This is a genomic window from Microbacterium sp. MYb72, assembly GCF_002979415.1.
Taxonomy (GTDB): Bacteria; Actinomycetota; Actinomycetes; order Actinomycetales; family Microbacteriaceae; genus Microbacterium; species Microbacterium natoriense.
Map to the genome: position 1 here is coordinate 1 of NZ_PCOT01000019.1, position 25,649 is coordinate 25,649.

Here is a 25,649-nt window from a genome sequence, read left to right on the forward strand (position 1 = left end):
GTCGACTGCCCGGTGGATCGGACGCTCTCCCCGAACGAGTTCATGGACTGCACGGCCACGTACGTGGTGCAGCAGGCTGACGTGGATGCCGGCGTGCTCGACAACACGGCCACGTCGACCGGCACCCCGCCCTCGGGCGGCCCCGTGACGTCCGACCCCTCGGCGGCGCACCTCACCGCGGCGCAGACGCCCTCGGTGGCTCTGGTGAAGACCGCGGACCGGACGAACCTCGTCGTCGGTCAGACGATCACGTACACCTTCGCGATCACGAACACGGGCAACGTGACGTTGACCGATACCGCTGTGGTGGAGGGGTCGTTCTCCGGCGCCGGCGCCCTGTCGGCCGTCTCGTGCCCCGCCGATCGGACGCTCGCCCCCGGTGGGGAGCTGGAGTGCACGGCGACGTACGTGGTGCAGCAGGCGGATGTGGATGCCGGTGCGATCGACAACACGGCCACCGCCACGGGCACCCCGCCGTCGCGGACCCCGGTGGTCTCCGCTCCGTCCGAGGCGAAGGTCACGGGTGCGCAGGCTCCCGCGATCACGATCGCGAAGACCGCGAACCGGACGAACCTCGTCGCGGGCGACACGGTGACCTACTCGTTCCGTGTGACGAACACGGGCAACGTGACCCTGACGGACGCCTCCGTGGTGGAGGGGACCTTCACGGGGGCGGGCTCGCTCTCCGCCGTGACGTGCCCGGCCGACCGGACGCTCTCGCCGGATGAGTTCATGGACTGCACGGCCACGTACGTGGTGCAGCAGGCGGATGTGGATGCCGGCTCGGTCGACAACTCCGCGACCGCGACGGGCGCCCCGCCCACCGGCGACCCGGTGACCTCGGCGCCCTCCGCGGCGAACATCACCGGAACGCAGACTCCGGCGATCTCGATCAAGAAGTCCTCCGACACCGCCGTGCTCGTCGTGGGCGAGACCGTCACGTTCTCGTTCGTCGTCACGAACACCGGCAACGTCACGCTGACGGATGCCGCCGTGCAGGATGTCTCCTTCACGGGCGCCGGCACGATCTCGGCCGTGGACTGCCCGGCCGACCGGACGCTGACTCCCGGCGCGCAGATGGTGTGCACGGCGACCTACGTGGTGCAGCAGGCGGATGTCGATGCGGGTTCCATGGAGAACACCGCGACCGCGACGGGCACCCCGCCCTCCGGTACCCCGGTGACCTCCGACCCGTCGACGACGCGTACGCCGTCGGTCCCGGACCCGTCGGTGTCGATCGTCAAGACCGCCGACAAGCGCACGCTGGTGGCCGGCGAGACGGTGACGTACTCGTTCCGTGTGACGAACACGGGCAACGTGACGCTGACGAACGCCTCGGTCGTGGAGGGGACGTTCTCCGGCGCAGGGGCGCTCTCGGCCGTCGACTGCCCGGTGGATCGGACGCTCTCGCCGAACGAGTTCATGGACTGCACGGCCACCTACGTGGTGCAGCAGGCGGACGTGGATGCCGGACGCATCACGAACTCCGCGACGTCGACGGGCACTCCTCCGACGGGTGATCCTGTCGTGTCGGGTCCGTCTGAGGTGAGCATCACCGCGACGCAGTCCCCGGCGATCACGATCGTGAAGTCGGCGGACAAGACGCAGCTGGTCGCAGGCGAGACCGTGACGTATACGTTCCTCGTGACGAACACGGGCAACGTCACTCTGACCGACGCCTCCGTGGTGGAGGGCGAGTTCACGGGCGCGGGTGCGCTGTCGGCGCTGGACTGCCCGACGGATCGGACGCTGGCTCCCGGTGGGGAGCTGGAGTGCACGGCGACCTACGTGGTGCAGCAGGCCGATGTCGATGCCGGCGCGGTGGACAACTCCGCGACCGCGACGGGCAACCCGCCCACCGGCGACCCGGTGGTCTCGGAGCCCTCTGAGGTGAACATCGCGGCGACGCAGTCCCCGGCGATCACGATCGTGAAGTCGGCCGACAAGACGCAGCTCGTGCTCGGCGAGACCGTGACGTACACGTTCCTCGTGACGAACACGGGCAACGTGACCCTGACCGACGCCTCCGTCGTCGAGGGGACGTTCACCGGTGCGGGTGCGCTGTCGGCACTGGACTGCCCGGCGAACCGGACCCTGGCTCCCGGTGGGGAGCTGGAGTGCACGGCGACGTACGTGGTGCAGCAGGCGGATGTCGATGCCGGTGCGGTGGACAACTCCGCGACCGCCACGGGCACCCCGCCCACCGGCGACCCGGTGGTCTCGGAGCCCTCTGAGGTGAGCATCGCGGCGACGCAGTCCCCGGCGATCACGATCGTGAAGTCGGCGGACAAGACGCAGCTGGTCGCGGGGGAGACGGTGACGTACACGTTCCTCGTGACGAACACCGGCAACGTGACCCTGACCGACGCCTCCGTCGTCGAGGGGACGTTCACCGGTGCGGGTGCGCTGTCGGCGCTGGACTGCCCGACGGATCGGACCCTCGCCCCCGGTGGGGAGCTGGAATGCACGGCCACGTACGTGGTGCAGCAGGCGGACGTCGATGCGGGAGCGGTGGACAACTCCGCGACCGCCACGGGCAACCCCCCGACCGGTGGCCCGGTGGTCTCGGCGCCGTCCGCGGTGAACATCGCGGCGACGCAGTCTCCGGCGATCACGATCGTGAAGTCCTCCGACAAGGCGCAGCTCGTGCTCGGAGAGACGATCACGTATTCGTTCGTCGTCACCAACGCCGGCAACGTCACCCTGAGCGACGTGGAGATCGCGGAGGGCGAGTTCACGGGCGCCGGAGACATCTCCGCGGTCGAGTGCCCGGCCGACCGCACGCTCGCACCCGGTGCGCAGCTGATCTGCACGGCGACGTACGTCGTGCAGCAGGCCGATGTGGACGCGGGGCGCGTGGCGAACACCGCCACCGCGACGGGCACGCCTCCTGGCGGCGACCCGATCGAGTCGGACCCGTCGACCACGACGAGCGATGCGACCCCTGCTCCGGCGCTCGCGATCGTGAAGACCGCGGACAAGACCGACCTCGTCGTCGGCGAGACCGTGACCTACACGTTCACCGTGACCAACACCGGCAACGTGACGATGTCTGCGGTGGCCGTCGCCGAGGGCGACTTCAGCGGCGCCGGTGAGCTCTCGGCTCTCGACTGCCCTGACGCACGCACCCTCATCCCCGGTCAGCAGCTCGTCTGCACGGCGACCTACACGGTGCAGCAGGCCGATGTGGATGCCGGTGCGCTCGAGAACAGCGCGACGGCATCCGGCACCCCGCCCACTGGCGAGCCTGTCGTGACGGACCCGTCCCGTGTCGTCATCGAGGGGTCCCAGAACCCCGCGCTGTCGCTCGTGAAGGTCGCCGACAAGCAGGTCGCACGGGAAGGCGACACCGTCACCTACACGTTCACGGTGACCAACACCGGCAACGTGACGGTCGCCGACGTCGCCATCGCCGAGGGAGCCTTCACCGGCACCGGCGCGCTGTCGACGCCCGTGTGCGCCGACGGTGGACGCAGCCTGGCGCCCGGTGAGAAGGTCGTCTGCACGGCGACGTACGTCGTGCAGAAGGCCGACGAGAAGAAGGGCTCCCTGGAGAACACGGCGACGGCGACCGGAACGCCTCCGAGTGGACCGAAGATCGTCTCCGACCCCTCCACAGCGAAGACCGGAGTGCTCGCGGTCGCGCTGCCGCCCACGGGCGGTGAGCTCGCCGTCGGCGCGCTCACGTTCTCGGTGCTGCTGATGCTGGCGGGCGCCGGACTCGTCGCTCGCACCCGTTCGCGTCGGTCGCGCACCGCATGACACCAGGAGACGCCGCAGCACACTCCCCGTGCCGGCGTCTCCTGGCTCCCGCTCCGTGCGGGGCCGAGGAGTGGAGGTCGGCCCCGCACGGACTCCGGAGATCAGGGTGCGCTCTGATCATCCCCTCGCCAAGCCCACGGCGCTCCGCTGCTCCACGAGCGGACAGGTGAACACGTCGCGCTCGCCCAGCCCCACGCGGTTGATGTAGCGGACCACGATCGCGTACGACGCGAGCAGCCCGACGCGTGTGTACCGCACGTCGTGCGCATCGCAGTACGCGGCGACGACCGGTGCGGCCCTGCGCAGATGCGGCCGAGGCATCGACGGGAAGAGGTGGTGCTCGACCTGATAGTTGAGCCCGCCCATGGCGAGGTCCAGGAAGCGGCTGCCCTTGACGTTCCTGCTCATCAGCACCTGACGCCGGAGGAAGTCCAGGGTCATGTCGCGGGGCACCACCGGCATCCCCTTGTGGTTCGGGGCGAACGCGATGCCCATGTAGAACCCGAAGAGCCCCAGCTGCACGGCGAGGAAGACGAAGGCGATCCCCGGGGAGAGCACGATGAAGACCAGCACCAGGTAGCCGATCATCCGGATGCTGAGGAAGGCGATCTCCGCCCATCTCCTCTCGAGGCGCCCTTTCGTGAACACCCGCCGGACGCTCGACGCGTGCAGCGACAGCCCCTCGAAGAGGAGGATCGGGAAGAACAGCAGCCCCTGGTGCGCCCGCATCCACGCCACGGGCGGGCTGTGGTGCCGTGCCGCCGTCTCCGCCGTGACCGCGATGACGGGGAGCTCGATGTCGGGATCGGAGCCGAGCTTGTTCGGATTGGCGTGGTGGCGGGTGTGCTTGTGCTGCCACCAGCCGTAGCTCATCCCCACCAGCAGGTCTCCGAGGACGATGCTGACCCAGTCGTTCCAGCGGCCGGACACGAAGATCTGCCGATGCGCGGCGTCGTGTCCGAGGAACGCGATCTGCGTGAACACGATCGCCAGGACGGCGGCGGTGAACAGCTGCCACCAGGTGTCGCCGATCCAGACGAAGGCGATGAGCGTGACCGCCACGGCGAGAGGAGCGGCCACGAGCTTCGTCCAGTAGTAGCCGTATCGGCGGCGCAGCAGACCGAGTCCGCGGATCTGCTGCGCCAGTTCGGTGAAGGTGCTCGTCGCACGCGGGGCGCTGTCGCGCGGGCGCGTGCGGACGATCGGACGGATGCCGTCCATGATGACCTCTTCTCGGGCGCCGCCCTATGCGCGGACGGCACCGCCCTCTTCGACCCAGTCGTCGATGCGCGCGTCGTCGTCGAGGGCGACCTCCGCAGTGCGACGGGTGAATGCCACCGACTCGGCCAGGGCGGCGACGGATGCCGCGCGCTCCTGCTCGCGATCGGAGGCGTCCTGGAAACGGTGGGCCGCGATCTCATGCTCCGCCTGGAGGGCGGCGCTGATCTCGGCCAGTCGCTCGGCGATCACGGCAGCGAGGCCGTCGCGGAGCTCTTCCAGGTTGGTGTTCGCGATCTCCAGACGACGATCGGCGACATGCAGCTCGACGGTCGGGAATCCGTTCGCGGACAGGTGGGCGCGCGTCTCGCTGCCCTGGATCGCGGCGACCTCGTCGCGATCGGTCTTGCGCGTGAACACCGCTTCCACGGTGTAGTGGTCGGGAGCGTCATTCGTCATCAGCGTCGCGGGGAGCGAGCCGACGAGGACGGATTCCAGACCCAGCAGGTCGGGGCTGTGCCCCGCGATCTTCAATTGTGCGTTCATGTACCGACGTTACGCCCGGTTGCTGTGTGCGCTCACAGCAACCGGGCGTGGATCGGCTCGCGGAGAGGGGTACCGGCAGTACCGGGTTTCCCGGTGACTCCCGTGCGCACGTGAGCGGTGATGGAATGAGCGTCGAGTCGACGCGGAGTGCCGCGCGATGCGAACCGACCGGAAGGACTCGCGATCATGATCGACCTCACACTCAACAACGGTGTCGTGCTCCCCGCGCTCGGGCTCGGCGTGTTCCAGAGCCCGCCGGAGGAGACGGCGGCGGCCGTCGACACCGCCCTGCGCGCGGGATACCGCCACATCGACACGGCGGCCGCGTACCGCAACGAGCGGCAGGTCGGGGAAGGGCTGCGCCGCTCCGGTATCCCTCGGGATGAGGTGTTCCTCGAGACGAAGGTGTGGGTCAGCGACTACGGCTACGAGCAGACGCTGCACGCGTTCGAGAAGGCCGTCGGCAAGCTGCAGGTGGAGACGCTGGATCTGCTCCTGCTGCACCAGCCGGCGCCGACGCGATTCGAGGCCACCGTCGCGGCGTACCGGGCGTTGGAGACTCTGCTCGCGGAGGGGAGGGTCCGCGCGATCGGCGTCAGCAACTTCATGCCGAACCACCTCGACCGCCTGCTCGCAGAGACGGACGTGGTTCCTGCCGTCAACCAGGTCGAGGTGCACCCCTACTTCACCCAGCCCGAGGTCCAGGCTGCGAACGCGGCCCACGGCATCCTCACCCAGGCGTGGTCGCCCATCGGCGGCATCACGTTCTACCCGGGGTGGGGAGACGGCAAGCGCAGCGTGATCGAGGACCCCACGATCGGCGAGATCGCCGCCGCGCACGACAAGAGCCCGGCGCAGATCATGCTCCGCTGGGGCATCGAGCAGGGGCGTTCGGTCATCCCGAAGTCGGTCAACCCCGCCCGGATCGCCGAGAACCTCGACGTCTTCGACTTCGCGCTGACGGGGGAGGAGCTCGCCCGCATCGACGCGCTCGACACGGGCGTGCGCGGCGGCCCCGACCCCGATCAGCCCCGCGATGCGTTCTTCGACGTCGTGATCGACGAAGCCTGACCCCGTGACGCGGGCGCCGCTCAGGGAGCCCCGTCTCTCCGAGCGGCCTACCCGTGCGCGAGGACCTGCAGCCCGATCACGGCCAGGCCCAGTGCTGCCTCCGCGCCCAGCGCGACCAGCCGCTGATACCAGGTGAGCGGGATGCGGCGCACGGCTATCCAGCCGATCACGACGAGCGACGCGACGAGGGCGATCGTGCCCGCGCGCAGCGCAGCCTCTGCGCTCCAGACGCCGAGCCCGGCGAGGCCGAGGAAGACGAACGGCAGGGCGACCGAGCTGAGCGCTCCGAAGCTGGAGCCGAGGGCGTGGCCGAGCTCCTGGCGGGTGAAGAACCTGCCGTGCACGACGATGTGGGAGACGGCATCCGCGGTGAACACGGCGAGCAGCGTGCCGAGAACGGTGACGATCAGGGTGGTGGCGGCCTCGCCGGCGGTGACGTGGCCATGACTCGACAGCGCGAGGACGACGGCGAGTGCGGCGAAGGTGAGGTAGATCCGCTCCTTCAGATGGGCGGCACGAGCGGCGCGTTCGGTCTCGTCGATCTCTTCCACCCTGCGTCTCCCGATCCGTACGCGTGTTGCCCTGAGCGCGGGCGGCGGCGAACCGCTCCGCGCGATTCCGCGATCATCTCATGAGCCGGGTTCTCTTCCCGCACACCGTCAGATTCGCGGTTCGTTCTCGTTGTGTTCAGTGGGGGGCGTCGACGAGTCGGGGCGGTCGCGCAGCGAGGGGGTCTCAGCGGCCGCGCCGACTCGTTCCGAGGGCGCGGACACAATCCGACCAGGATGCGGTGATCAGCGCATCCGCATCGTAGTGTCGGCGTTATCGGGACGGCGTGTCATCGTCCCGTCGCGTGCCGTGCCCGACGGCGCGCGAAACGGGGGTGCAGCAGGGGAGAGGAAATGACGGACGGACCAGCGCCCGCTGATCGGCGTGCCCTCGACGACGCACGCGCCCGCGCGGCGAACGAGGGAGACCGCGGTGCCGCGGGAGAGTACCTCGCCGACAATCTGCCGCACCTGCTGTACATGGCCCGATGGATCGCGAACGGCGTCATCGACCACGAGGATCTGGCGTCCGAGGCGATCACCGCGCTGCTGGGCGTGTGGGCTCAGGGCACGGGCCCGACGACGAACCCGAACACGTACGTCGCCCGCTCGATGCGCAATCGGGTGATCGACGAGTACCGCTCGCCGCGATCCCGTGTGCGCGGAGTCATCGACGCGGATGCCGAGATGACGCCCCATGTCGACTCGACGAGGGATGCCGACCTGCACCGCGAGTACCGCTACGTCACGTCTGCGCTTCGTTCCCTTCCGCCCGACCAGCAGCAGGTGCTCGTCGGGGTCGTCATCGACGGCCGCAAGCCGGCGGAGCTCGAAGCCGAGCTGGGCAGGCCGGCGTCGGCGATCTACTCGCTCGTGCGGCGGGCGAAGGTCGGGCTGCGCAGGGCGACGCTGCGGGAGATCCTGGAGGACGGCGCCCCTGAGGAGTGCAGACGGGCAGCCCGACGGCTCCCCGAGACGGTGACCGAACTCGTCGACGATGCGCCGGACTCACGTGGCATGTCGCACATCCGCACCTGCGCCCGGTGTCGCGCCGCATGGGCGCGGTTCGGTGCGTTGACGACGCTCTTCGGCGTGATCCCGCTCTTCGTCGTGGGGAGCGTGCTGGATGCTCCGAGCCCTGCCCAGGCCGACGAGGGGCGCGGTCCCGACGCTGAGAGAGCGCCCGATGCGCCGAGTGCGCGCCGAACGCCCCGCATGCCGAGCACCGTGTCGGGAGCGGTGGCCCGATGGTGGTCTCGGGTGCCCGCGTCGACCTCCCGTGCCCTCGCCATCCTGTCGATCGTCACCGGAGTGGGGCTTCTCGTGCTCGCCGGAGTGCAGCAGTTCCTTCCGGCCGGGGCTGATCCGAGGGGGAGCTTCAGCGTGACATCGCACGCGGTCGGGGAGGGGCGCGCGGAGATCGACGTCGCGCTGGATCTGGAGGCAGCGGAGGACGTCCGACTGGTTCTGATCCTGCCCGCCGGGATGGCCGTCGTGGAGGTTCCGGAGGGGTGGGACTGCACCACGGGCCCGGCCGGGGCCGTGTGCCAGGCCGACGGCGGCGGTGACGGGCGGTTCGTCCTCTCCGACTCCCGCCCTGATGACGAGGGTCGGTACTCGCTCTCGCTGTCGGGTCGGATGGACGATCGTGACGTGACGGGTCGCGCGCAGGGGGAACTGCGCTCGACCCCGCAGACGGTGCGGGCCTTCGTCGGCTGACGCCGTCAGATTCTCGCCGCTGCCTCGTTAACCCAGGAGAGGGTGCGCTCCGTCAGACGGGCGCGCTCTGTCGGAGGGCGAACGCGCTCCGACATACCGATCCGCGGTATTCGCGTAATGGATCGCCGGAGCGAGCATCTCTCTCCTCGGGCGCATTGCGGGGATGCCGCCGGAAGAACGCTGGGGAGCATTCATGTCTGAACGAAATCGTGCGCCGTTTCGGCGCCTGCTGGGTACGGGAGCGACGGTGGGAGCGGTCCTCGCGATCACCGCATCGGGCATCGGATGGGCGGCGCCGACTCCTGATTCCGGGCCCGTCGCCGGAGGGACGACCGTCCTCATCGACTGCGTCGAGGTGTCGCCGATCGACATGTTCGCCGCCGGCGGCATGAACGCGATGATCGTCACGAAGGACGACAGGGTCCTGACCTGGGGCGCATGGCAGTACGGCGCCAACGGCAACGGAGGCGGTTCGGGTCCTGCGCAGATCTCGCAGGGCGAGATCCCCGCGGGCGCTGACATCGTGGATGCCGACTACGACCAGTACGCCGGGTATGTGCTCGCCGCTGACGGGAGCATCTACGCCTGGGGCATGAACTCGTCGGGTCAACTCGGCATCGGCGCCTTCAACCCGTCGGAGTCGGCGACGCCCGTCAAGGTGCACCAGGGGCAGATCCCCGCCGGTGTCACCCCGGTGTCGCTCGCGATCGGATCCGGACGCGCCTCCGTGCTCGCCGACAACGGCTGGGTCTACAGCTGGGGCGAGCCCTCGAACGGCGAGGGGACGAACAACTGGCGTCCTGAGCCGGTGGCTCTCGCGCAGGGGCAGATCCCCGCGGGTGTCACCATCACGCAGATCGCGAACGGCAACGGCAACGCCTACGCTCTCGGCAGCGACGGCTGGATCTACTCGTGGGGCGGCAGCTTCATGGGCGGCAACGGCGACGGAAACGTCGGCGGTCCTGACCGGCTCTCGCCGGTGAAGCTCGCGCAGGGCGCCGTCCCCGCGGGGGTCACGTTCACCCAGGTCGCGGCAGGGTCGTACGTCGGCTACGCGCTCGGCACCGACGGCAAGATCTATTCGTGGGGCAACAACGGCAACGGTTCGCTCGGTATCGGCGACCCCGCCGCGCCTGCGTCGGGCGTGCCCGTAGCGGTCGCGCAGGGCGAGATGCCCGCAGGAATCGGCATCACGAAGATCGTCGCCAGCGAATTCCACACTCTCGTCCTCGCCGACGACGGCAGCATGTACAGCTGGGGGTCCAATCCCGACGGGCAGCTCGGCAACAACACGATGACCAACGCGGCCGCCCCGATGAAGGTCGACACGAGCGACATCCCCGCCGGAGTCACGATCACGGACATCGAGGTCGGCCTCCAGGCGTCGTTCGGGCTGGGCTCGGACGGGCGGCTCTACAGCTGGGGCGGAATGCGGCCCAGCTGGGGCGGGATTTCGGGTCCGGCGCAGCTGGGCAGCTACGCCTCCGAGGGACGCATGCGGCCGGGACTGGCGCTGAGCTTCGGAGTCACCGAGGTCACCTTCGACGGCATCCCCGGAACCGACCTCGACGCATCGGGCTGCCCGATCAGCGTCGTGACCCCGCCGCACGTGCACGGGCCGGTCGACGTCGCCGTGACCACGGGGCTGATCGCCGGCACGACGCCGACGCCGTACCAGACCTCGACCGTCTATCCCGGCGGCTTCACCTACCTCGAGCCGCCCGTGATCGTCACTCCGACGCTGCCCGGCGGAACCGTCGGCACCGGCTACACGGCCATGGTCGAGGCGACGGGCCCCGGTCCGATCACCTTCGCCGTATCCGCGGGGTCTCTGCCGCCGGGAATCGTGTTCGACGGAGCGACCGGGGCGCTCAGCGGAACCCCGACGGCGGCCGGCACCTACACGTTCACCGTGACCGCGACGAACGAGTACGGCACCGACACCCAGGAGTACACGATCGTGATCGTCGACCGGACGGTGCAGCCGACGCCCAGCCCGACGCCGACCGATCCGTCTGGTGGCGGGTCCGGAGGCACGGGCGGAGGCAGCGGGGCCGGTGGCGGCTCGCACGGCGGAAGCGCCTCGCTGGCGATCACCGGAGGCACCGCGTCCTTCGCGATCGTCGCGGCGGCGGTGGGCAGCATCCTCACGCTCGCGGGCGGGGTGTACCTGATCGGGTCGCGTCGCCGACGCGCATCCTGAGAAATCTGCGCGGGGACCGACAGATTCCCTCCGGACATCCGTTGGTACTCATAGCCCGTCTCCCCGGGCTGACCGTGACCTCCCCGTCACGCGGTGCACAGCACCTCCCCTGAAGGGCGGCACTCCCCACGTGCCCCCTTCAACACCTCCCCGAGGGGCGGCGCTCTCCCCGAGCGCCGCCCCTCTTCTCTTCTCCCAGCGGCGTTCCTCTCCGGAGGGTCGCGGGCGCACAATGGGGAGCATGGATCCGACGTCGACGCCCGGAGCCCCGCCCGTGCGGGGAGCGGTGGTCGACGGGCAGACACGATGCGTCCACTACCGGTCCGAGCTCGACGTCGTCGCGATCCGGTTCGCGTGCTGCGGCGAGTTCTATCCGTGCCACTTCTGCCACGAAGAGGCTGCCGGGCATCCCTCGGCGGTGTGGCCGCTCGACGAACGCGGTGCCGAGGCGGTGCTGTGCGGCGTCTGCGGCTCCGTGCTCACCATCGCCGAGTATCTGGAGTCCTCCTCATGTCCGCGTTGCGCGGCGGGGTTCAACCCCGGGTGCTCCCTTCATGCGCACCTGTACTTCGAGGTGGCCCCGTAGACTCTGGGCACCGCAGGGCAGCCGGCAGGGGGCGACATCGTGGACGTGATCGAGCAGTGGAAGAGCGCGGGCGAGACGGCGGATGCTGCGCTCGCCGCGGAGGTCCTCGCCGACGACGCCGTGCTGATCTCTCCGCTCACGGACGGCTTCGCCTTCCGCGGGCGTGAGCAGATCCGCGAGCTCCTCGTCTCGGCGTTCGAGGTTCTCGACGGCATCCGCTTCGACGGCGAGGTGCGCGGCGACGATGAGGTCGTGCTGTTCGCGACGACCACGGTCCGTGGGCGCACGCTCAACGAGTGCCAGCGGCTTCGCCTCGACGACTCCGGACTGATCCGAGAGCTGACGCTGTACATGCGACCGCTTCCCGCGGTGACCGCCTTCACGCGCGCGCTCGGGCCGGTGATCGCCCGTGCGCAGGGGCATGCGGGAACGGCACGGGTGCTGACCGCCGCTGGCGCGCTGCTCGACGGCGTGGCCTCGTCGGGAGACCGGACGTTCATGCCGATGGCGGCGCCGGGGCGCTCCGGCTAGTAGACCGAGAACACGGATTGGGCGGCGGCCTCGCCGATCCGACCCTCTGCGTCGACGTAGTGCACCGATACGGTGTGCTCGCCCTCGGGCAGCGTCACCACGAACGCGTTGGACCAGCCGAGGGCGTCTGGGGCGATCCCGATCGTCTGCGCGTCCACGACGATGGCGAGGTCGGCGTCACCGGCGCCCCACACCGCGATGCTGGCCGTGTCTTTCTTCGCGTCGGTCGTCACCCGGACGACGACGGTCGACGACCACCAGGATGAGCCCCGCGGCCCGGTCGTGAGGGCGTCGACGCGCTCGTCGTCCTCGTCGGCATCGTTGCGCGCGGGCGTCGCCTCATCCCTGTGATCGTTGCCGAAGGCGTTGCCGCTGCCGGGTTTCGTGACGATCTCCACGGGCTTCTCGGCGGCGGATGGCGCCGTCGTCTCGACGGGATCGAGCAGCGGTGCGGCCGGCGGCACGGCGGGTGGGGGAGTCGGGTCGGGCATCGCCGACGGGGCGGCCGGAGTCGGCTCGGCGGGCTCGGCGACGGCAGGCGATGCCGAGGGGCTCGGAGCGGATGCCGTGGGCACGGAGGCCGGCACCGTGGGTGTGAGCACACCGGTCGCGTCCGGCGCCGCATCTGGGCGCACGAACAGGCTGCCCCCGACGGACAGCGCCACCGCGGTCGCGGCGGCGACGGGCCACAGCAGGGCCGCCGAGTGGCCGGCTGCGTGGAGCACCGGCTGCGCGCCGGCGGATGCTCCCACCCAGCCGGACAGTCCCGTCGTACCCACGACCGCGGCTGCGGCCTGCTCGGTGGGGAAGAGCGCGGGGGCGAGCACGAGACCTGCGCCACCGGCGAGGAGTGGGCCGATGGTCATCGCTCTGGCCAGCTTCCTGGCCTCGCCCGCGGCCGAGCGGCAGGTCGCGCATCCGTCGAGGTGCGCGGTGACGAAGCGCTCGGAGCGCGGAGAGAGATCGTCGTGCGCGTACGCTCCGAGCAGCTCGATCACGCGCGCGTGGTCGGTGCCGTCGGGCGCCGCTCGAAGATGGGCCCGGATCCAGGCCTTGCGAAGGGCATCGCGGGCGCGGTAGGTGAGCGCGGCCGCCGAGTTGGGGCGGATGCCGAGGAGTTCGGCGATCTGACGAGGGGGCAGCTGTTCCACCTCGCTCAGCCACAGCGCGTGCTGCCAGCGTTCGGGGAGCGAGTCGAACGCCTCCGCCAGAGCGGTCGAGTTCACCATCGCCTCGACGTCGATCGCGCCGAGGACGGACGGCGGATGCTCGGTGTCGTCCAGGGAGCTCATCAGCGGCGTGCGGCGTGCGTGGCTCATCCAGGTGTTCTTGACCGTCGTGAGCAGATAGGGGCGGAAGCTGCGCTGCGGACCCTTGCCGGCCCTGAGCTGGCGGAGGATGCTGACGAACGCGTCGGACACCACGTCTTCGGGGTCGGGCGGCGACGAGCCGAGACTCCGCGCGTACGCGACGGCCACGGGTGCGTGTCGGCGCCAGAGCTCGGAGAAGGCGTGGCGATCGCCGTCACGGCTGCGGAGCAGAAGCTGACCGTCTGTCTCCGCGTCTGTCGTGTCGCTGGGGTCGTCCATGGAACCTCGTCTTGCCGATCGGCTTCGGGCGCCGGTCGTGAAGCGAGACTACCTCACGCCGGTGAACGGGCCGGAGGAGGAGAAGGGGCGAGCGGGGCCATGGGAGGCGGCCCCGCTCGCCGGGCCGCGAAGTGAGGGGAGATGCGGCCCAGACGCAGATACGAAGGTTATCCCCAAGATCCGTTCTTCGTCACATGAGCAAGACGGTGCGAGAGGCGGATGATGACGCGAGTTCGGCAAAGTTTCTCCGAGTGCGTGGTTCAGTGCTCCGCGTGATCGTCCTCGAGGAGCATGCCCACCGATGTCGCGCAGGCGTCTCCCTTCCACGCCTCGAGCCCTTCGCGCACCGCGAAGACGGCGATCACGAGGCCGGCGACGGCATCCGCCCACCACCATCCGAACAGGCTGTTCAGAACGAGTCCGAGGAGCACGGCCGCCGAGAGGTACGTGCAGATCAGGGTCTGCATCGAGTCCGCGACGGCGGTGGCCGAACCGATCTCCCGACCGGCCCTCCGCTCAGCGAGAGAGAGGAACGGCATCACCACGACGCTCGCGGCGGTGAGGATGATCCCGACCGTGCTGTGCTCCGGGCGGGTGCCGCCGAGGAGCGTGAGAGCCGATGACACCGTGACGTAGGCCGCCAGGGCGAAGAACGCGATCGCGATGACCCGCAGAGTGGGCTTCTCCCAGCGCTCGGGGTCGCGACGGGTGAACTGCCAGGCGACCGCCGCCGCGGACAGCACCTCGATCGTCGAGTCCAGACCGAAGCCGATCAGGGCCGTCGATGAGACGGCTGAGCCGGCCGCGATCGCGATGACGGCCTCGATCAGGTTGTAGCCGATGGTCACGGCGACGATGATCCGGATGCGCCTCTCCAGGGTCGCGCGCCGCTCCGGCGCGAGTGAGACCGACATCAGCAGGTGCACCTTTCGCCGTCGCAGCAGCCGGGTTCGACGATGAGCGCCACCCGCATCAGGTCGCCGAGGGCCGGGGCGAGATGCTCGTCGGCGAGGCGGTAGCGGCTGCGGCGTCCGTCGGGGACGCTCTCGACCAGGCCGCAGCCGCGGAGGCAGGCGAGATGGTTGGACATCACCTGCCGTGTGACGTCGAGCGTCTCGGCGAGGTCGGACGGATACGCCGGCGCCTCCCGGAGGGCGAGCAGGATGCCGGCCCTGGTGGGGTCGGACAGCGCATGCCCCAGGCGGGACACGGCTGCGGTGTGGGTGAGGGAGGCGGTGGTTGTCACATCTTCAATGTACATGAAAGTCTGAATTCAGATCATGCTGAATTCACGCAACAGAACGGAAATCCGCGGAGGGTAGCGTGACGGCGTATGAGTGGAGGAGCGGCGATGACGGTGTCGATCGAGAGGGTCGAGTGGGAGCATCCGGATGCCGTCCGCCTGCGCGCCGCGCAACGCGCGGAGCTGGACGAGCGCTACGGCAGCGACGACCACGAACCCGGTGTGGTCCCGACGGCGCACGATGGGCCGGTCTTCCTCGTCGCGAGGGATGCGGCGGGGCTCGCGATCGTGTGCGGCGGCCTACGGCCGCTGGATGACGGCGTCCTCGGCCCGGGTATTGCGGAGATCAAGCGCATGTACGCCGCGCCGTCTGCCCGGGGCACGGGCGCGGCGGCGGCGCTTCTGCGGGCCCTGGAGCGCGAGGCGCTGGCGCTCGGCATCCGACGGCTGGTCCTCGAGACGGGCACCGCCCAACCCGATGCCGTGCGGTTCTACGAGCGCGAGGGATACGCGCCGATCCCGCTCTTTGGGCACTACGTCGACAGCGCTCTGTCCCTCTGCTTCGCACGCGATCTCGGTGTCCACGACCCGGCGTAGAGTCGCAGCATGCCCTCTTTCGGAACGCTGCAGACCCCGGTCGGCGTGATCGGCGTCGAGAGCTCCGGCGCGGCGATCACCCGGGTGACCTGGCGGTCGGTCGCACCGGTCGGAGCGGATGCCGGCCCCGACGCCCTCCTCGACGAGGCCCTCGCGCAGTTGGAGTCGTACTTCGCCGGTGAGCGCGCCGACTTCGACCTGCCGATCGACCTCGGCGTGCAGACCGACGCCACTCGCGCAGTGCTGATGGCCCTCTACGAGACCGTCGGGTCGGGGGAGACCGTGACCTACGGCGAACTCGCCGCACGCAGCGGCACGAGCATTCCGGCTCGGGGGATCGGCGCGATCATGGGCGCGAACCCGGTTCCGCTGATCGTGCCGTGTCATCGCGTCGTCGCGGGAGACGGCCTCGGCGGCTACTCCGGCGGTGACCCGGGGCAGGGCCTGCAGACGAAGCGCTGGCTCCTGGAGCACGAGGGCGCGCTGCCGACGTCGCTGTTCTGAGCATCCGCCCCTGTGTCATGGGCTCTCCGCCACCTGCGAGAATGGGAGTCCCGCGCCGATTCCGATCTGAGGAGCCACCGTGCAGTACATCTCGACCCGAGGCGGCATGCAGCCGCTGCCGTACTGCGAGACCCTGCTCGAAGGGCTGGCGACAGACGGAGGTCTGGCTGTGCCCGAGGTCATGCCGACCGTCGACGGGGAGACGCTGGAGCGGTGGCGGGCCCTCACCTACCCGCAGCTCGCGACCGAGGTGCTGGGGCTCTTCGCCACCGACATCCCGCGCGAGGACCTCGCGCGCATGACCGAGGCGGCGTACGCGCCGTTCCCCGGATCCGTCGTCCCGCTGCGCGAGATCGACGGCGGCCTCACGCTCGTCGGGCTCTCCGAGGGGCCGACGCTGGCCTTCAAGGACATGGCGATGCAGTTCCTCGGCCAGGTCGTGGAGTACGCGCTGGAGCGCAAGGGCTCCGTCCTCAACATCCTCGGCGCCACGTCGGGCGACACCGGCTCCGCCGCTGAGCACGCCCTCCGCGGCAAGGATCGCATCTCGGTCTTCATGCTCTCCCCGCAGGGGCGCATGAGCACGTTCCAGCGCGCGCAGATGTTCTCCCTCGACGACGCGAACGTGCACAACATCGCGATCGACGGGGTCTTCGACGACTGCCAGAACCTCGTCAAGGAGCTCGCGGGAGACCTCGACTTCAAGCGCACCCAGCACCTCGGCGCCGTGAACTCCATCAACCTCGCGCGCATCACCGCGCAGGTCGTCTACTACTTCTGGGCCTGGTTGCGGGCGACGGATGCCGGCGGCTGGACCGAGCTGTCGTTCACCGTGCCCTCGGGCAACTTCGGCAACATCCTCTCCGGCTTCTACGCCAAGCAGATGGGGCTGCCGATCCGCCGGCTCGTGCTCGCCGCCAACGAGAACAACGTCCTCGACGAGTTCTTCCGCACGGGCGTCTACCGTCCGCGCAACGCCGAGCAGACGCTCGCCACGTCGAGCCCGTCGATGGACATCTCGAAGGCCTCGAACCTCGAGCGCTTCATCTTCGAGCTGGTCGATCGCGACCCCGCCCGCGTGGTGGCCGCGTGGCGCGACCTCGATCAGCAGGGCTACTTCGATTTCACCGCCGACCTCGCGCGCTTCACCGAGGAGTTCGGCATCGTCAGCGGCACCTCGACCCATGCCGACCGGGTCGACACGATCCGCGCCGTCTACGAGGCGGCGGAGGACATCATCGATCCGCACACGGCCGACGGCGTCTTCGTCGCCCGTCAGCACGTCGAGTCCGGGGTCCCGATGCTCGTGCTGGAGACGGCGAAGCCCGAGAAGTTCGCCGAGACGATCCACGAGGCGATCGGGGTCGAGCTGGACTATTCGTCCGATCTGCGCGCGATGCTCGACGCCCCGCAGCACGTCACCGAGATGGCCGACGCCGCCGCCGTGCTGCGCGCCTTCATCGAGGAGCACGCACTGCGCTGATCCGTCCGCGCCGAGCCCGACAGGCCCCCGCGAGCGTTCGCATGATGCCTGTGCCTGCTTCGTGCCTGCGTCGAGTTCACGTGCAGTCGTCGAGTGCACGGCATCCGTGCGTCGATATCCCGTGCGTTCGGCGACTTCACGCGCAGTCGCCGACCCGGAGCCGGAGCCGGAGTCGGAGTCGGAGAGTAAGAGCCAGGATGTGCGCACTGCACATCGATGAGGCATTCTCGTGCGCAATGCACATGTCGCGAGGTCTTGTCGCGTCGCTACTGTGGCCGACAAAACCCGTCCCTCCTCTCGAAGGATCCTCATGGCACGCACGGCGCACGCAGATGACTTCGCGCTCTCCCGAGTGACTCCCGAGGCCCGCAAGCCCTGGTTCGGAATCGCCGTACAGCGGTTCGGTCAGGTCTCGGCCCTCTCGCAGTTCCTCCTCGGAGCGACCCTCGGCTACGGCATGACCTTCGGCGAGGCCGTCCTCGCCTTCCTCCTCGGCTCCCTCATCCTCGAGGTGATCATGTGCGTGGTCGGCTTCATCGGCCAGCGCGAGGGACTCAACACCGCTCTTCTGGCGCGGTGGACCGGTTTCGGCGAGATCGGCGCCTCCCTCGTCGGCCTCGCCATCGGCATCAGCCTCATCGGCTGGTTCGGCATCCAGTCCGCGATCTCGGCGCAGTCGCTCGACGCCCTCATGCCCGGTGCCCTGCCGGTGTGGGCGTGGAGCCTCATCTTCGGACTCGTCGTCACGGCGATCGTGGCCTTCGGTTTCGTCGGGATGCAGTGGCTGGCGAACATCACCGTGCCGCTGTTCCTGATCCTCGTCGGCTGGTCGGTCATCTCCGAACTGAGCCGTCACGACATCGGCGAGCTGCTCACCGGACCCGCGCCCGGCCCCGCCATGAGCGTGTGGGCGGGCACCGGGATCGTGGCCGGCGGTCTGATCGTCGGGGCGATCATCACCGGAGACATGACCCGCTTCAACCGCTCCCGCGCAGACGTCGTGAAGCAGACCGTGCTCGGCGTCTCCCTCGGCGAGTTCGTGATCGGCCTCGCCGGCGTGCTGCTCGCCCACGCGGCGGGCACCGGAGACATCGTGGCGATCGTGACCTCCTCGGTCGGCTTCATCGGCCTGTTCATCGTCCTCACCGGCACCCTGAAGATCAACGACTGGAACCTGTACTCCTCGACCCTGGGCCTGGTGAACTTCATCTCCACCGCGTTCGGGCGCAACCTGCACCGCGTGACCACGACGATCGTCCTCGGCGTCGTCGGCTCGGTGCTGGCCGCGGTCGGCATCCTCGGGCAGTTCACCGAGTTCCTCATCGTGCTGAGCGTCGCCTTCCCGCCCATCGCCGGGATCATGGTCGCCGAGTACTACATCGTGCGGCGCTGGCGACCCGACCTCGACGCCACCCGCGACGAGGGAACGCTCCCCGCCACCGCTCCCCGGATCGTCCCCGCGACCATCGTGGTGTGGCTGGTGTCGGCGCTCGTCGGCTACTTCGTCACCTGGGGCATCCCGTCGCTCATCAGCCTGTTCCTGTCGATGGCGCTCTACGTGATCGCGGGCAAGCTCGGCTGGGTGCGCGGCGTGGGCGTGGCGACGACACGCCAGTCCTCTCCGGTCGAGGCCACGGCCTGACCCGTCCACTCGACACCCACCACACGGAAGCGAGAATCATGCACATCGGCATCGACGTCGGCGGCACCAACACCGACGCAGTCCTCATGGACCGGACCCGCACGCTCGCGGGGGTGAAGCACTCCACGACCCCCGACGTCACGAGCGGCATCGTCCAGGCGATCGAGGACCTGCGGGCAGGGCACGCCTTCGAGGGCTCCGACATCGAGGCCGTGATGATCGGCACCACGCACTTCATCAACGCGCTCGTGCAGGCGAGCAGGCTGGCGCCGGTCGCCGCCCTCCGGCTCGGACTGCCGGCGACGCGGGCGCTGCCTCCGCTGATCGACTGGCCGGAGGCGCTGGTCGCGGCGACGCAGGCGCGCAGCTACCTCGCGCACGGCGGCTACGAGTTCGACGGCCGCCCGATCTCGCCGCTCGATCCCGACGAGATCCGCGCGCACGCGGAGGACATGAAGACCCACGGCATCCGCTCTGTGGCGATCTCGTCGGTCTTCAGCCCGGTCAACCACGACCTCGAAGCGCAGGCTGCGGAGATCGTGTCGTCGGTGCTCGGGCCGGATGCCGCCATCTCGCTGTCCCACGAGATCGGCCGCATCGGCCTGCTCGAGCGCGAGAACGCGACCATCATCAACGCCGCGCTCCGCGAGCTCGCGTCGGAGATCGTCGACGGGCTCACCTCCGCCGTGCGCGCTCAGGGCATCGAGGCGCCGATCTTCCTCAGCCAGAACGACGGCACGCTGATGGACGAGGAGTACGTGCGTCGCTACCCCGTCGCGACCTTCGCGTCGGGTCCGACGAACTCGATGCGCGGAGCGGCGGCGACGAGCGGGCTCGACGACTGCGCCGTGATCGACGTGGGCGGCACCACCGCCGACATCGGACTCCTCATCAACGGCTTCCCGCGAGAGACCGCCAACGAAGTCAAGGTCGCCGGCATCCGCACCAACTTCCGGATGCCGGATGTGCTGTCGCTCGGCATCGGCGGCGGCAGCATCGTCGACGAGGAGACCGCGGAGGTCGGTCCGGCCTCGGTCGGCTATCGGCTCACGACGGAAGCGCTCGTGTTCGGGGGATCGACGCTCACCGCGACCGACATCGCCGTGGCGGCCGGACGCGCATCCGTCGGCGACCCGTCGAAGGTCGCCCACCTCGACCCCGCCTTCGTCGCGCGGGTGCTCGATCGCATCGCCGAGCGCGTCTCCGAGGCGGTCGACCGCATGCGCACCTCACCGGAGCCGATCGCCGTGGTCGCGGTGGGCGGCGGATCGATCCTCCTGCCGGATGAGCTGCCGCTGTTCGGCACGGTGCATCGCCCGGAGAACTACGCTGTCGCGAACGCCATCGGCGCCTCGATCGCCCAGGTGGGCGGCGAGATCGACAAGGTCTACGCGATCGAACCCGGCCGTAGGGACGAGACGCTCGCCGAGGTGCGCGCGGAGGCCGTGGACAAGGCGATCGCCGCGGGCGCGAAGCCCTCGACGGTCGCGATCATCGACTTCGACGAGGTGCCGATCCCGTACCTCCCCGGCAACGCCACACGCATCCGCGTGAAGGCGGTCGGCGATCTCGACATGGGGGCCTGACATGAGCTGGTCGATCACCCCCGCCCACATCGAGGGTCTCGCCCGTGGCGCCGCCGTGCTCGGCACCGGCGGTGGCGGCGACCCGTACATCGGCGCGCTGCTCGCCCGTCAGGCGCTCGCCGCCGGCGGCGAGGTCACCGTCGTCGGTCTCGACGAGGTGCCCGACGACGCACTCGTCCTGTTCGTCGCCATGATGGGCGCGCCGACCGTGATGGTCGAGAAGCTCCCCAGCCTCGACGAGGTCATCGAGCCCGTGAAGGCCCTCGGCATCCACCTCGGCCGACCGGTCACGCACATCGCGTGCGCCGAGGTCGGGGGAGTGAACTCCACCATCCCGATCGCGGCGGCCGCCGCCCTCGGCCTCCCCCTCGTGGACGCCGACGGCATGGGGCGCGCCTTCCCCGAACTCCAGATGGTGCTGCCGACCCTCTACGGGGTGACCGCCTCGCCCCTCGCGTTCAGCGACGAAAAGGGCAACACCGGCGTGCTGCAGACGGTGGACAACTCCTGGACGGAGCGCATCGCCCGCGTCGCGTGCGTCGAGATGGGCTGCTCCGTCATGATCTCCGGATTCTCGATGACGGGCGCAGCGGCCAGGGAGTCGCTCGTCGGCGGCTCGCTCTCCCGCTGCATCGCCATCGGAGAGCGGATCGCCCGCGCCCGCGACGAGAAGTCCGACCCGGTGTCGGCGGTGGTCGACCTGCTCGGGGGTCGCGAGCTCTTCGACGGCAAGGTCGTCGACGTGCAGCGTGCGACCACCACCGGCTTCGCTCGTGGCAGCGCGCGCATCGACGCCGAGGGCGGATCGTCCCTGACGCTGCGGTTCCAGAACGAGCACCTGGTCGCCGAGAGCGACGGCGCCGTGCTCGCCACCACACCCGACCTCATCATGATTCTCGACGGCGAGTCGGGTGAGCCCATCACCACCGAAGGGCTGCGCTACGGACAGCGCGTCCGTGTGATCGCGGCGCCGGCAGACGAGCGCTGGCATTCGGCGGAGGCGCTCGCGATGGTCGGCCCGGGGTACTTCGGCTACGACATCGCCGCCCACCGATTCGACGGCGCCGTGTCGACGGGCGCGGTCGCAGGCGATGCGCCCGGCGTGAGGAGCGAGGCCAGATGAGCTGGCAGCTCACGGCGGCCGATCTTCCCGACCTCGCGCGCGGCGCGACGCTGCTGGGCACGGGAGGCGGAGGCGATCCGTACATCGGCAAGATGCTCGTGGAACGCGTCCTCGGCGACGGCAGCATCACGATCCTCGATCCGGACGAGCTCGCCGACGACCTGTTCGTGATCCCCACGGCGCAGATGGGCGCGCCCACCGTGATGGTCGAGAAGATCCCCGCCGGCACCGAGCCGACCCTCGCGCTGCGCACCCTCGAAGAGCACCTCGGACGCACGGCCGATGCCACGATGCCGATCGAGTGCGGAGGGATCAACTCGATGATCCCTCTGGTCGTCGCGGCGGAGACCGGACTCCCCGTCGTGGACGCCGACGGCATGGGGCGCGCGTTCCCCGAGCTGTCGATGGAGACCTTCGCGGTCTACGGCGTGCACGGCTCGCCGCTCGCCCTCGCGGGGGAGCGCGGGGAGCGGGTCGTCATCGACACCGGCGCCGACGACCGGCAGATGGAGTGGCTGGCACGCGGCATCACGATCCGCCTCGGCGGCGTCGGGCACATCGCCGAGTACGCGATGACCGGCGCCGACGTGCGGCGCACCGCCGTGCCGCGCACGATCTCGATGGCGCTCGCGCTCGGCCGCGCGATCCGTCTGGCACGGGAGGAGCACCGTTCTCCGTTCGAGGCGATCGCCGACACACTCGCACCCACCCTCTATCCGCATGTGCGCGAGCTCTGCGTGGGCAAGGTCGTCGACGTCGAGCGGCGCACCACAGAGGGCTTCGCGAAGGGCAGAGCGATCATCGCCCCGCTCGGCGACGCGGATGAGCCGCCCTTCGAGATCTCCTTCCAGAACGAGAACCTCATCGCGCGCAGGGGCGGGGCCGTCGTCGCGATCGTGCCCGATCTCATCTGCGTCGTCGATCACGAGACCGCGGAGCCGATCACCACCGAAGGGCTCCGCTACGGGCAGCGCGTGCGAGTGCTCGGGATATCGACGCCCGACATGATGCGCACTCCGGAGGCGCTCGCCGCGTTCGGGCCGCCCGCCTTCGGCTTGACCGAGGGCTTCGTCCCGGTCGAGACTCTCGCGGCGTCCTAGGCTGGAGCGCATGGAGCTGGCGCGCGACGACCTCACCGCGCTCGCCCGCGGCTATGCGCTCCTCGGATCCGGCGGCGGCGGGTCCACCACGATGCTCGAACTCATGCTCGGCAGCTCTCCGGAGTGGCCGATGCGCATCGCGGCGGCATCCGACCTGGACCCGGCCACCCCGTGCCTCGGCGTCGCCTTCGTCGGATCGACCATGCTGCTGGGGGAGCGGATGCCGGGAGCCGATCCCTTCCTCCCGCTCCTCTCGGCGGTCGAGCGGTGGCTCGGCCATCCCGTGCCCGCAGTCTGCTCGCTCGAGGGCGGCGGTATGAACGGGCTCGCCCCGCTCACTCTCGCCGGGACCCACGTCGTCGTCGACGCCGATTGCACGGGGCGTGCCGTGCCAGGGCTCGATCAGATGTCGCTGTTCGTCGATCACGTGCCGGGGCTGGTCTTCGCGTGCGAGACAGGGGCCGACGGTGTGGCCCTGGTCGAGGCGAGGCGCCCGATCGACGCGGAGAGGGTGGTGCGCTCGGCGATCATCCAGGCCGGCGGCGTGGGCTGCGCCGTGCTCGGCGGTTTCACGGTCGGCGATCTCCGCGAGCACGCGATCGGGGGGCACCTCGCATACGCGCTCGGTCTCGGGCGCGCATTCCTGGAGTTCGGGCGCGCACCGCTGCCCATCCTCGCGGAGGCGCTCGGCGGCGAGCTGCTCGCGGAGGGCCGGATCGTCTCCGCGGCGCCGTCTCCGATGGATCCTCACGCGAACGCGGTGGAGATCTCCGGGCTCGGCGGCGTCGTGCACAGGGTCGTCACGCACTCCGAGACCCTCGCCGTTCTCGCCGACGGGCGGCTGATCGCCTCGGCGCCGACGATCATCGTGATCCTCGATGCGGTGTCGCGGGAGATCCTCGAGGTGACCGATCTCGGCCTCGCCCGCACCGTCGCGGTGCTCGGCATCCCCGCGCCGGGCTGGTGGCGGGAACGCCCGGAACGACTCGCGCGTGTGCTCCCCTCGGCATACGGTCTCCTCGGGCTGGATGCCGCATGAACGAGCTGCTGCTGAGCGCCCTCCTGGCGCACGCCGAGAACGGCGGCCTTCGCCTGGTCGCGGGCCCCTCCGATGCATCGTGGTCAGCGGTCTCCGTCGAGGCGGGAGAGGCCGACCTGCGGGAGCACGGCGACGGACGTCTCGCCGTGCTGACCTCTGCGGCGCCCGCCACGACCTGGCAGCAGGACGCGTTGCTGCGCCGCGTGCGCGACCGCGGCTTCACCGGGCTCGCTCTTCCCGGAGCGTCCGGGATGGATGCCGGCGCCCTGCGTCTCGCCGATCGGCTCGGACTCACCCTGCTCGACGTCGTGCGTCCGGTGCAGCTCGCGAAGGCGTGCTGGATGCTCATCGAGGCTCGCGACGCGCTCACGCTGAGCCAGGTGCGCAAGGTGGCGCAGTCCTTCGAGTACTCGGCCGACGATCTGGCCGACCTCCTGCGGCACATCTCGGCGAACCTCGGACTCGGTGTCGCGCTCGTCGAGGCGGGCACCGTGATCCACGAGGCCGGAGATCACCTCGATGAGGGGCTCCTCGCCGCCATCGGCTACGACTCCTGGATCGATCGCACGCGCACGACGGCGTTCGCGGCGGCGTCGGTGCGCGTCGACAGCCCGGGGCGCAGCGGTCTTCGTCTGGTCCTGTTCGGTCACGGGCTCAGCGACGCGCAGCTGCTCGCGCTGTCCGTCGCCGCCGAGGTGGCCATGCCGGCCGTCGCGGCGCGACTCCTCATCGACGAGGTCGCGGCCGTCAACGACGTCGCCGTGTCCTCCGGGCTCCTGCGCGACTTCGTCGACATCCGCGGGGCGGCCGACATCGAGGTCGCCCGTCGCATGGCGGAGCGGGGATGGCGAACGTCCGGACACCATCTCGGATTCCGCATGGTCGCCAGAGGCAGGCTCGATCCGTTCTCCCTGTTGCGATCGATCAGCTCCGACCTGGCCGCGGTCGATGCCGAAGCCCACGCCACCACGACGGGCCGCGGCATCGGCGGGTGGCTGACCTTCGCCGACGCGCCGAGCCCCGAGCGGGTCGAGCGCGCCGTCGCGGCCCTGCGCGAGCTGCATGCCGCGGCCCTCCGCGACTTCACGATCGCGACCGGGGTGGGCTCATTGCAGAGCGGCCCGGAAGGTCTCGCGGCGACGTTGGACGAGGCAGCCGATGCGGCGCGCATCGCCGCGGCGCGGTCGGCGACCGGATGGTTCGTGCGCGTCGACAGTCTCGGCCTGGACCAGCTCCTTCTCGCCTGGACGGGCACGGACACCTTCGTGCCGGCCGCTCAGTCCCTGCTCGCTCCGCTGCAGGAAGGCGGCGGCGAACTCCTCTCGACGCTGTCGGCGTACCTGGACAACGAATCGGGCATCGCCGCGACGGCCGCGGCGCTCGGGCTGCATCGCAACACCGTCGCCGTGCGCATCCGCCGTGTCCAGGAGCTCCTCGGGATCGACATGGCTGATCCCGAGGCGCGCCTGGCACTGCATCTCGCATGTCGTGCGGTGCAGCCGCGCTGAACTGCGCGGATCGCAGGGGATGCGGATCGTCGGAAAGGCACGGCCGACCGG

At 70.1% G+C, this 25,649-nt stretch carries 20 protein-coding genes and 1 pseudogene; 15 read left to right on the forward strand and 6 right to left on the reverse strand.

Annotated features, from left to right (window positions below; genetic code table 11):
* Positions 1-3,762, forward strand: a pseudogene (locus CQ047_RS11630) (DUF11 domain-containing protein); the annotation flags it as partial.
* 117 nt (positions 3,763-3,879) lie between these two features.
* Here CQ047_RS11630 and CQ047_RS11635 read toward each other — a convergent pair.
* Both CQ047_RS11635 and CQ047_RS11640 read right to left on the reverse strand, forming a co-directional pair.
* Entirely contained in the window at positions 3,880-4,983 is a 1,104-nt protein-coding gene (locus CQ047_RS11635) for an acyl-CoA desaturase (protein WP_105675401.1), read from the reverse strand.
* A 24-nt stretch (positions 4,984-5,007) separates the two neighbouring features.
* Positions 5,008-5,526, reverse strand: a complete 519-nt coding sequence (locus CQ047_RS11640; protein ID WP_105675403.1) for a hypothetical protein — start codon at positions 5,524-5,526, stop codon at positions 5,008-5,010.
* A gap of 186 nt (positions 5,527-5,712) precedes the next feature.
* Between CQ047_RS11640 and CQ047_RS11645 the strand changes: the two genes are divergently transcribed.
* Positions 5,713-6,597 carry an aldo/keto reductase gene (locus CQ047_RS11645; protein WP_105675531.1) on the forward strand — a complete coding sequence of 295 codons (885 nt, stop codon included), beginning with the start codon at positions 5,713-5,715 and terminating at the stop codon, positions 6,595-6,597.
* 47 nt (positions 6,598-6,644) lie between these two features.
* On the opposite strand, the gene CQ047_RS11650 is transcribed toward CQ047_RS11645, so the two are convergent.
* Positions 6,645-7,148 carry a hypothetical protein gene (locus tag CQ047_RS11650; protein ID WP_219844616.1) on the reverse strand — a complete coding sequence of 168 codons (504 nt, stop codon included), beginning with the start codon at positions 7,146-7,148 and terminating at the stop codon, positions 6,645-6,647.
* A gap of 351 nt (positions 7,149-7,499) precedes the next feature.
* Between CQ047_RS11650 and CQ047_RS11655 the strand changes: the two genes are divergently transcribed.
* The 4 genes from CQ047_RS11655 (at position 7,500) to CQ047_RS11670 (ending at position 12,184) form a co-directional block, all read left to right on the forward strand.
* The gene (locus CQ047_RS11655; RefSeq protein ID WP_105675407.1) at positions 7,500-8,864 is read left to right on the forward strand and encodes an RNA polymerase sigma factor; all 1,365 of its coding nucleotides are present in this window, start codon (positions 7,500-7,502) and stop codon (positions 8,862-8,864) included.
* A gap of 193 nt (positions 8,865-9,057) precedes the next feature.
* Entirely contained in the window at positions 9,058-11,067 is a 2,010-nt protein-coding gene (locus tag CQ047_RS11660) for a putative Ig domain-containing protein (protein WP_181155920.1), read from the forward strand.
* 241 nt (positions 11,068-11,308) lie between these two features.
* The gene (locus CQ047_RS11665; RefSeq protein WP_223587076.1) at positions 11,309-11,653 is read left to right on the forward strand and encodes a CHY zinc finger protein; all 345 of its coding nucleotides are present in this window, start codon (positions 11,309-11,311) and stop codon (positions 11,651-11,653) included.
* 39 nt (positions 11,654-11,692) lie between these two features.
* Positions 11,693-12,184 (forward strand): nuclear transport factor 2 family protein, encoded by a 492-nt coding sequence (locus tag CQ047_RS11670; protein ID WP_181155921.1) that lies wholly within the window; start codon positions 11,693-11,695, stop codon positions 12,182-12,184.
* Here CQ047_RS11670 and CQ047_RS11675 read toward each other — a convergent pair.
* The 3 genes from CQ047_RS11675 to CQ047_RS11685 all read right to left on the reverse strand — a co-directional run bounded on the left by CQ047_RS11675 (position 12,181) and on the right by CQ047_RS11685 (position 15,019).
* Complete coding sequence (locus CQ047_RS11675) at positions 12,181-13,773, reverse strand: sigma-70 family RNA polymerase sigma factor (RefSeq protein ID WP_105675414.1); 1,593 nt, start codon at positions 13,771-13,773, stop codon at positions 12,181-12,183. The genes CQ047_RS11670 and CQ047_RS11675 overlap by 4 nt on opposite strands.
* Before the next feature lie 260 nt (positions 13,774-14,033).
* Positions 14,034-14,687, reverse strand: coding sequence for a cation transporter (locus tag CQ047_RS11680; protein ID WP_105675533.1), 654 nt, complete (start codon positions 14,685-14,687; stop codon positions 14,034-14,036).
* Entirely contained in the window at positions 14,687-15,019 is a 333-nt protein-coding gene (locus CQ047_RS11685) for an ArsR/SmtB family transcription factor (RefSeq protein WP_374954061.1), read from the reverse strand. Before CQ047_RS11685 ends, CQ047_RS11680 begins: the two co-directional genes overlap by 1 nt.
* A gap of 105 nt (positions 15,020-15,124) precedes the next feature.
* Here CQ047_RS11685 and CQ047_RS11690 point away from each other — a divergent pair, with 105 nt between their 5' ends.
* The 9 genes from CQ047_RS11690 to CQ047_RS11730 all read left to right on the forward strand — a co-directional run bounded on the left by CQ047_RS11690 (position 15,125) and on the right by CQ047_RS11730 (position 25,598).
* Positions 15,125-15,613 (forward strand): GNAT family N-acetyltransferase, encoded by a 489-nt coding sequence (locus CQ047_RS11690; protein WP_105675419.1) that lies wholly within the window; start codon positions 15,125-15,127, stop codon positions 15,611-15,613.
* Positions 15,614-15,622: 9 nt separating this feature from the next.
* Entirely contained in the window at positions 15,623-16,117 is a 495-nt protein-coding gene (locus tag CQ047_RS11695) for a methylated-DNA--[protein]-cysteine S-methyltransferase (protein ID WP_105675421.1), read from the forward strand.
* Positions 16,118-16,196: 79 nt separating this feature from the next.
* On the forward strand, positions 16,197-17,600 hold the full coding sequence (thrC, locus tag CQ047_RS11700; RefSeq protein WP_105675423.1) for a threonine synthase: 1,404 nt from the start codon (positions 16,197-16,199) through the stop codon (positions 17,598-17,600).
* Between the two features lie 310 nt (positions 17,601-17,910).
* Positions 17,911-19,242, forward strand: a complete 1,332-nt coding sequence (locus CQ047_RS11705) for a cytosine permease (RefSeq protein ID WP_105675425.1) — start codon at positions 17,911-17,913, stop codon at positions 19,240-19,242.
* Positions 19,243-19,280: 38 nt separating this feature from the next.
* Positions 19,281-20,828, forward strand: a complete 1,548-nt coding sequence (locus CQ047_RS11710; protein WP_105675427.1) for a hydantoinase/oxoprolinase N-terminal domain-containing protein — start codon at positions 19,281-19,283, stop codon at positions 20,826-20,828.
* A gap of 1 nt (position 20,829) precedes the next feature.
* On the forward strand, positions 20,830-21,951 hold the full coding sequence (locus CQ047_RS11715) for a DUF917 domain-containing protein (protein WP_105675429.1): 1,122 nt from the start codon (positions 20,830-20,832) through the stop codon (positions 21,949-21,951).
* Entirely contained in the window at positions 21,948-23,051 is a 1,104-nt protein-coding gene (locus tag CQ047_RS11720) for a DUF917 domain-containing protein (protein ID WP_105675431.1), read from the forward strand. Before CQ047_RS11715 ends, CQ047_RS11720 begins: the two co-directional genes overlap by 4 nt.
* Before the next feature lie 10 nt (positions 23,052-23,061).
* Positions 23,062-24,090, forward strand: a complete 1,029-nt coding sequence (locus tag CQ047_RS11725; RefSeq protein WP_105675433.1) for a DUF917 family protein — start codon at positions 23,062-23,064, stop codon at positions 24,088-24,090.
* Positions 24,087-25,598, forward strand: a complete 1,512-nt coding sequence (locus CQ047_RS11730; RefSeq protein WP_105675435.1) for a CdaR family transcriptional regulator — start codon at positions 24,087-24,089, stop codon at positions 25,596-25,598. Before CQ047_RS11725 ends, CQ047_RS11730 begins: the two co-directional genes overlap by 4 nt.
* Positions 25,599-25,649: the final 51 nt, after the last annotated feature.

Coding starts and splice junctions, on each gene's coding strand:
- CQ047_RS11635 (WP_105675401.1), bottom strand. CDS start 4,983: ATGGACGGCATCCGTCCGATCGTCCGCACGCGCCCGCGCGACAGCGCC.
- CQ047_RS11640 (WP_105675403.1), bottom strand. CDS start 5,526: ATGAACGCACAATTGAAGATCGCGGGGCACAGCCCCGACCTGCTGGGT.
- CQ047_RS11645 (WP_105675531.1), top strand. CDS start 5,713: ATGATCGACCTCACACTCAACAACGGTGTCGTGCTCCCCGCGCTCGGG.
- CQ047_RS11655 (WP_105675407.1), top strand. CDS start 7,500: ATGACGGACGGACCAGCGCCCGCTGATCGGCGTGCCCTCGACGACGCA.
- CQ047_RS11660 (WP_181155920.1), top strand. CDS start 9,058: ATGTCTGAACGAAATCGTGCGCCGTTTCGGCGCCTGCTGGGTACGGGA.
- CQ047_RS11665 (WP_223587076.1), top strand. CDS start 11,309: ATGGATCCGACGTCGACGCCCGGAGCCCCGCCCGTGCGGGGAGCGGTG.
- CQ047_RS11675 (WP_105675414.1), bottom strand. CDS start 13,773: ATGGACGACCCCAGCGACACGACAGACGCGGAGACAGACGGTCAGCTT.
- CQ047_RS11680 (WP_105675533.1), bottom strand. CDS start 14,687: ATGTCGGTCTCACTCGCGCCGGAGCGGCGCGCGACCCTGGAGAGGCGC.
- CQ047_RS11690 (WP_105675419.1), top strand. CDS start 15,125: ATGACGGTGTCGATCGAGAGGGTCGAGTGGGAGCATCCGGATGCCGTC.
- CQ047_RS11695 (WP_105675421.1), top strand. CDS start 15,623: ATGCCCTCTTTCGGAACGCTGCAGACCCCGGTCGGCGTGATCGGCGTC.
- CQ047_RS11705 (WP_105675425.1), top strand. CDS start 17,911: ATGGCACGCACGGCGCACGCAGATGACTTCGCGCTCTCCCGAGTGACT.
- CQ047_RS11710 (WP_105675427.1), top strand. CDS start 19,281: ATGCACATCGGCATCGACGTCGGCGGCACCAACACCGACGCAGTCCTC.
- CQ047_RS11715 (WP_105675429.1), top strand. CDS start 20,830: ATGAGCTGGTCGATCACCCCCGCCCACATCGAGGGTCTCGCCCGTGGC.
- CQ047_RS11720 (WP_105675431.1), top strand. CDS start 21,948: ATGAGCTGGCAGCTCACGGCGGCCGATCTTCCCGACCTCGCGCGCGGC.
- CQ047_RS11725 (WP_105675433.1), top strand. CDS start 23,062: ATGGAGCTGGCGCGCGACGACCTCACCGCGCTCGCCCGCGGCTATGCG.
- CQ047_RS11730 (WP_105675435.1), top strand. CDS start 24,087: ATGAACGAGCTGCTGCTGAGCGCCCTCCTGGCGCACGCCGAGAACGGC.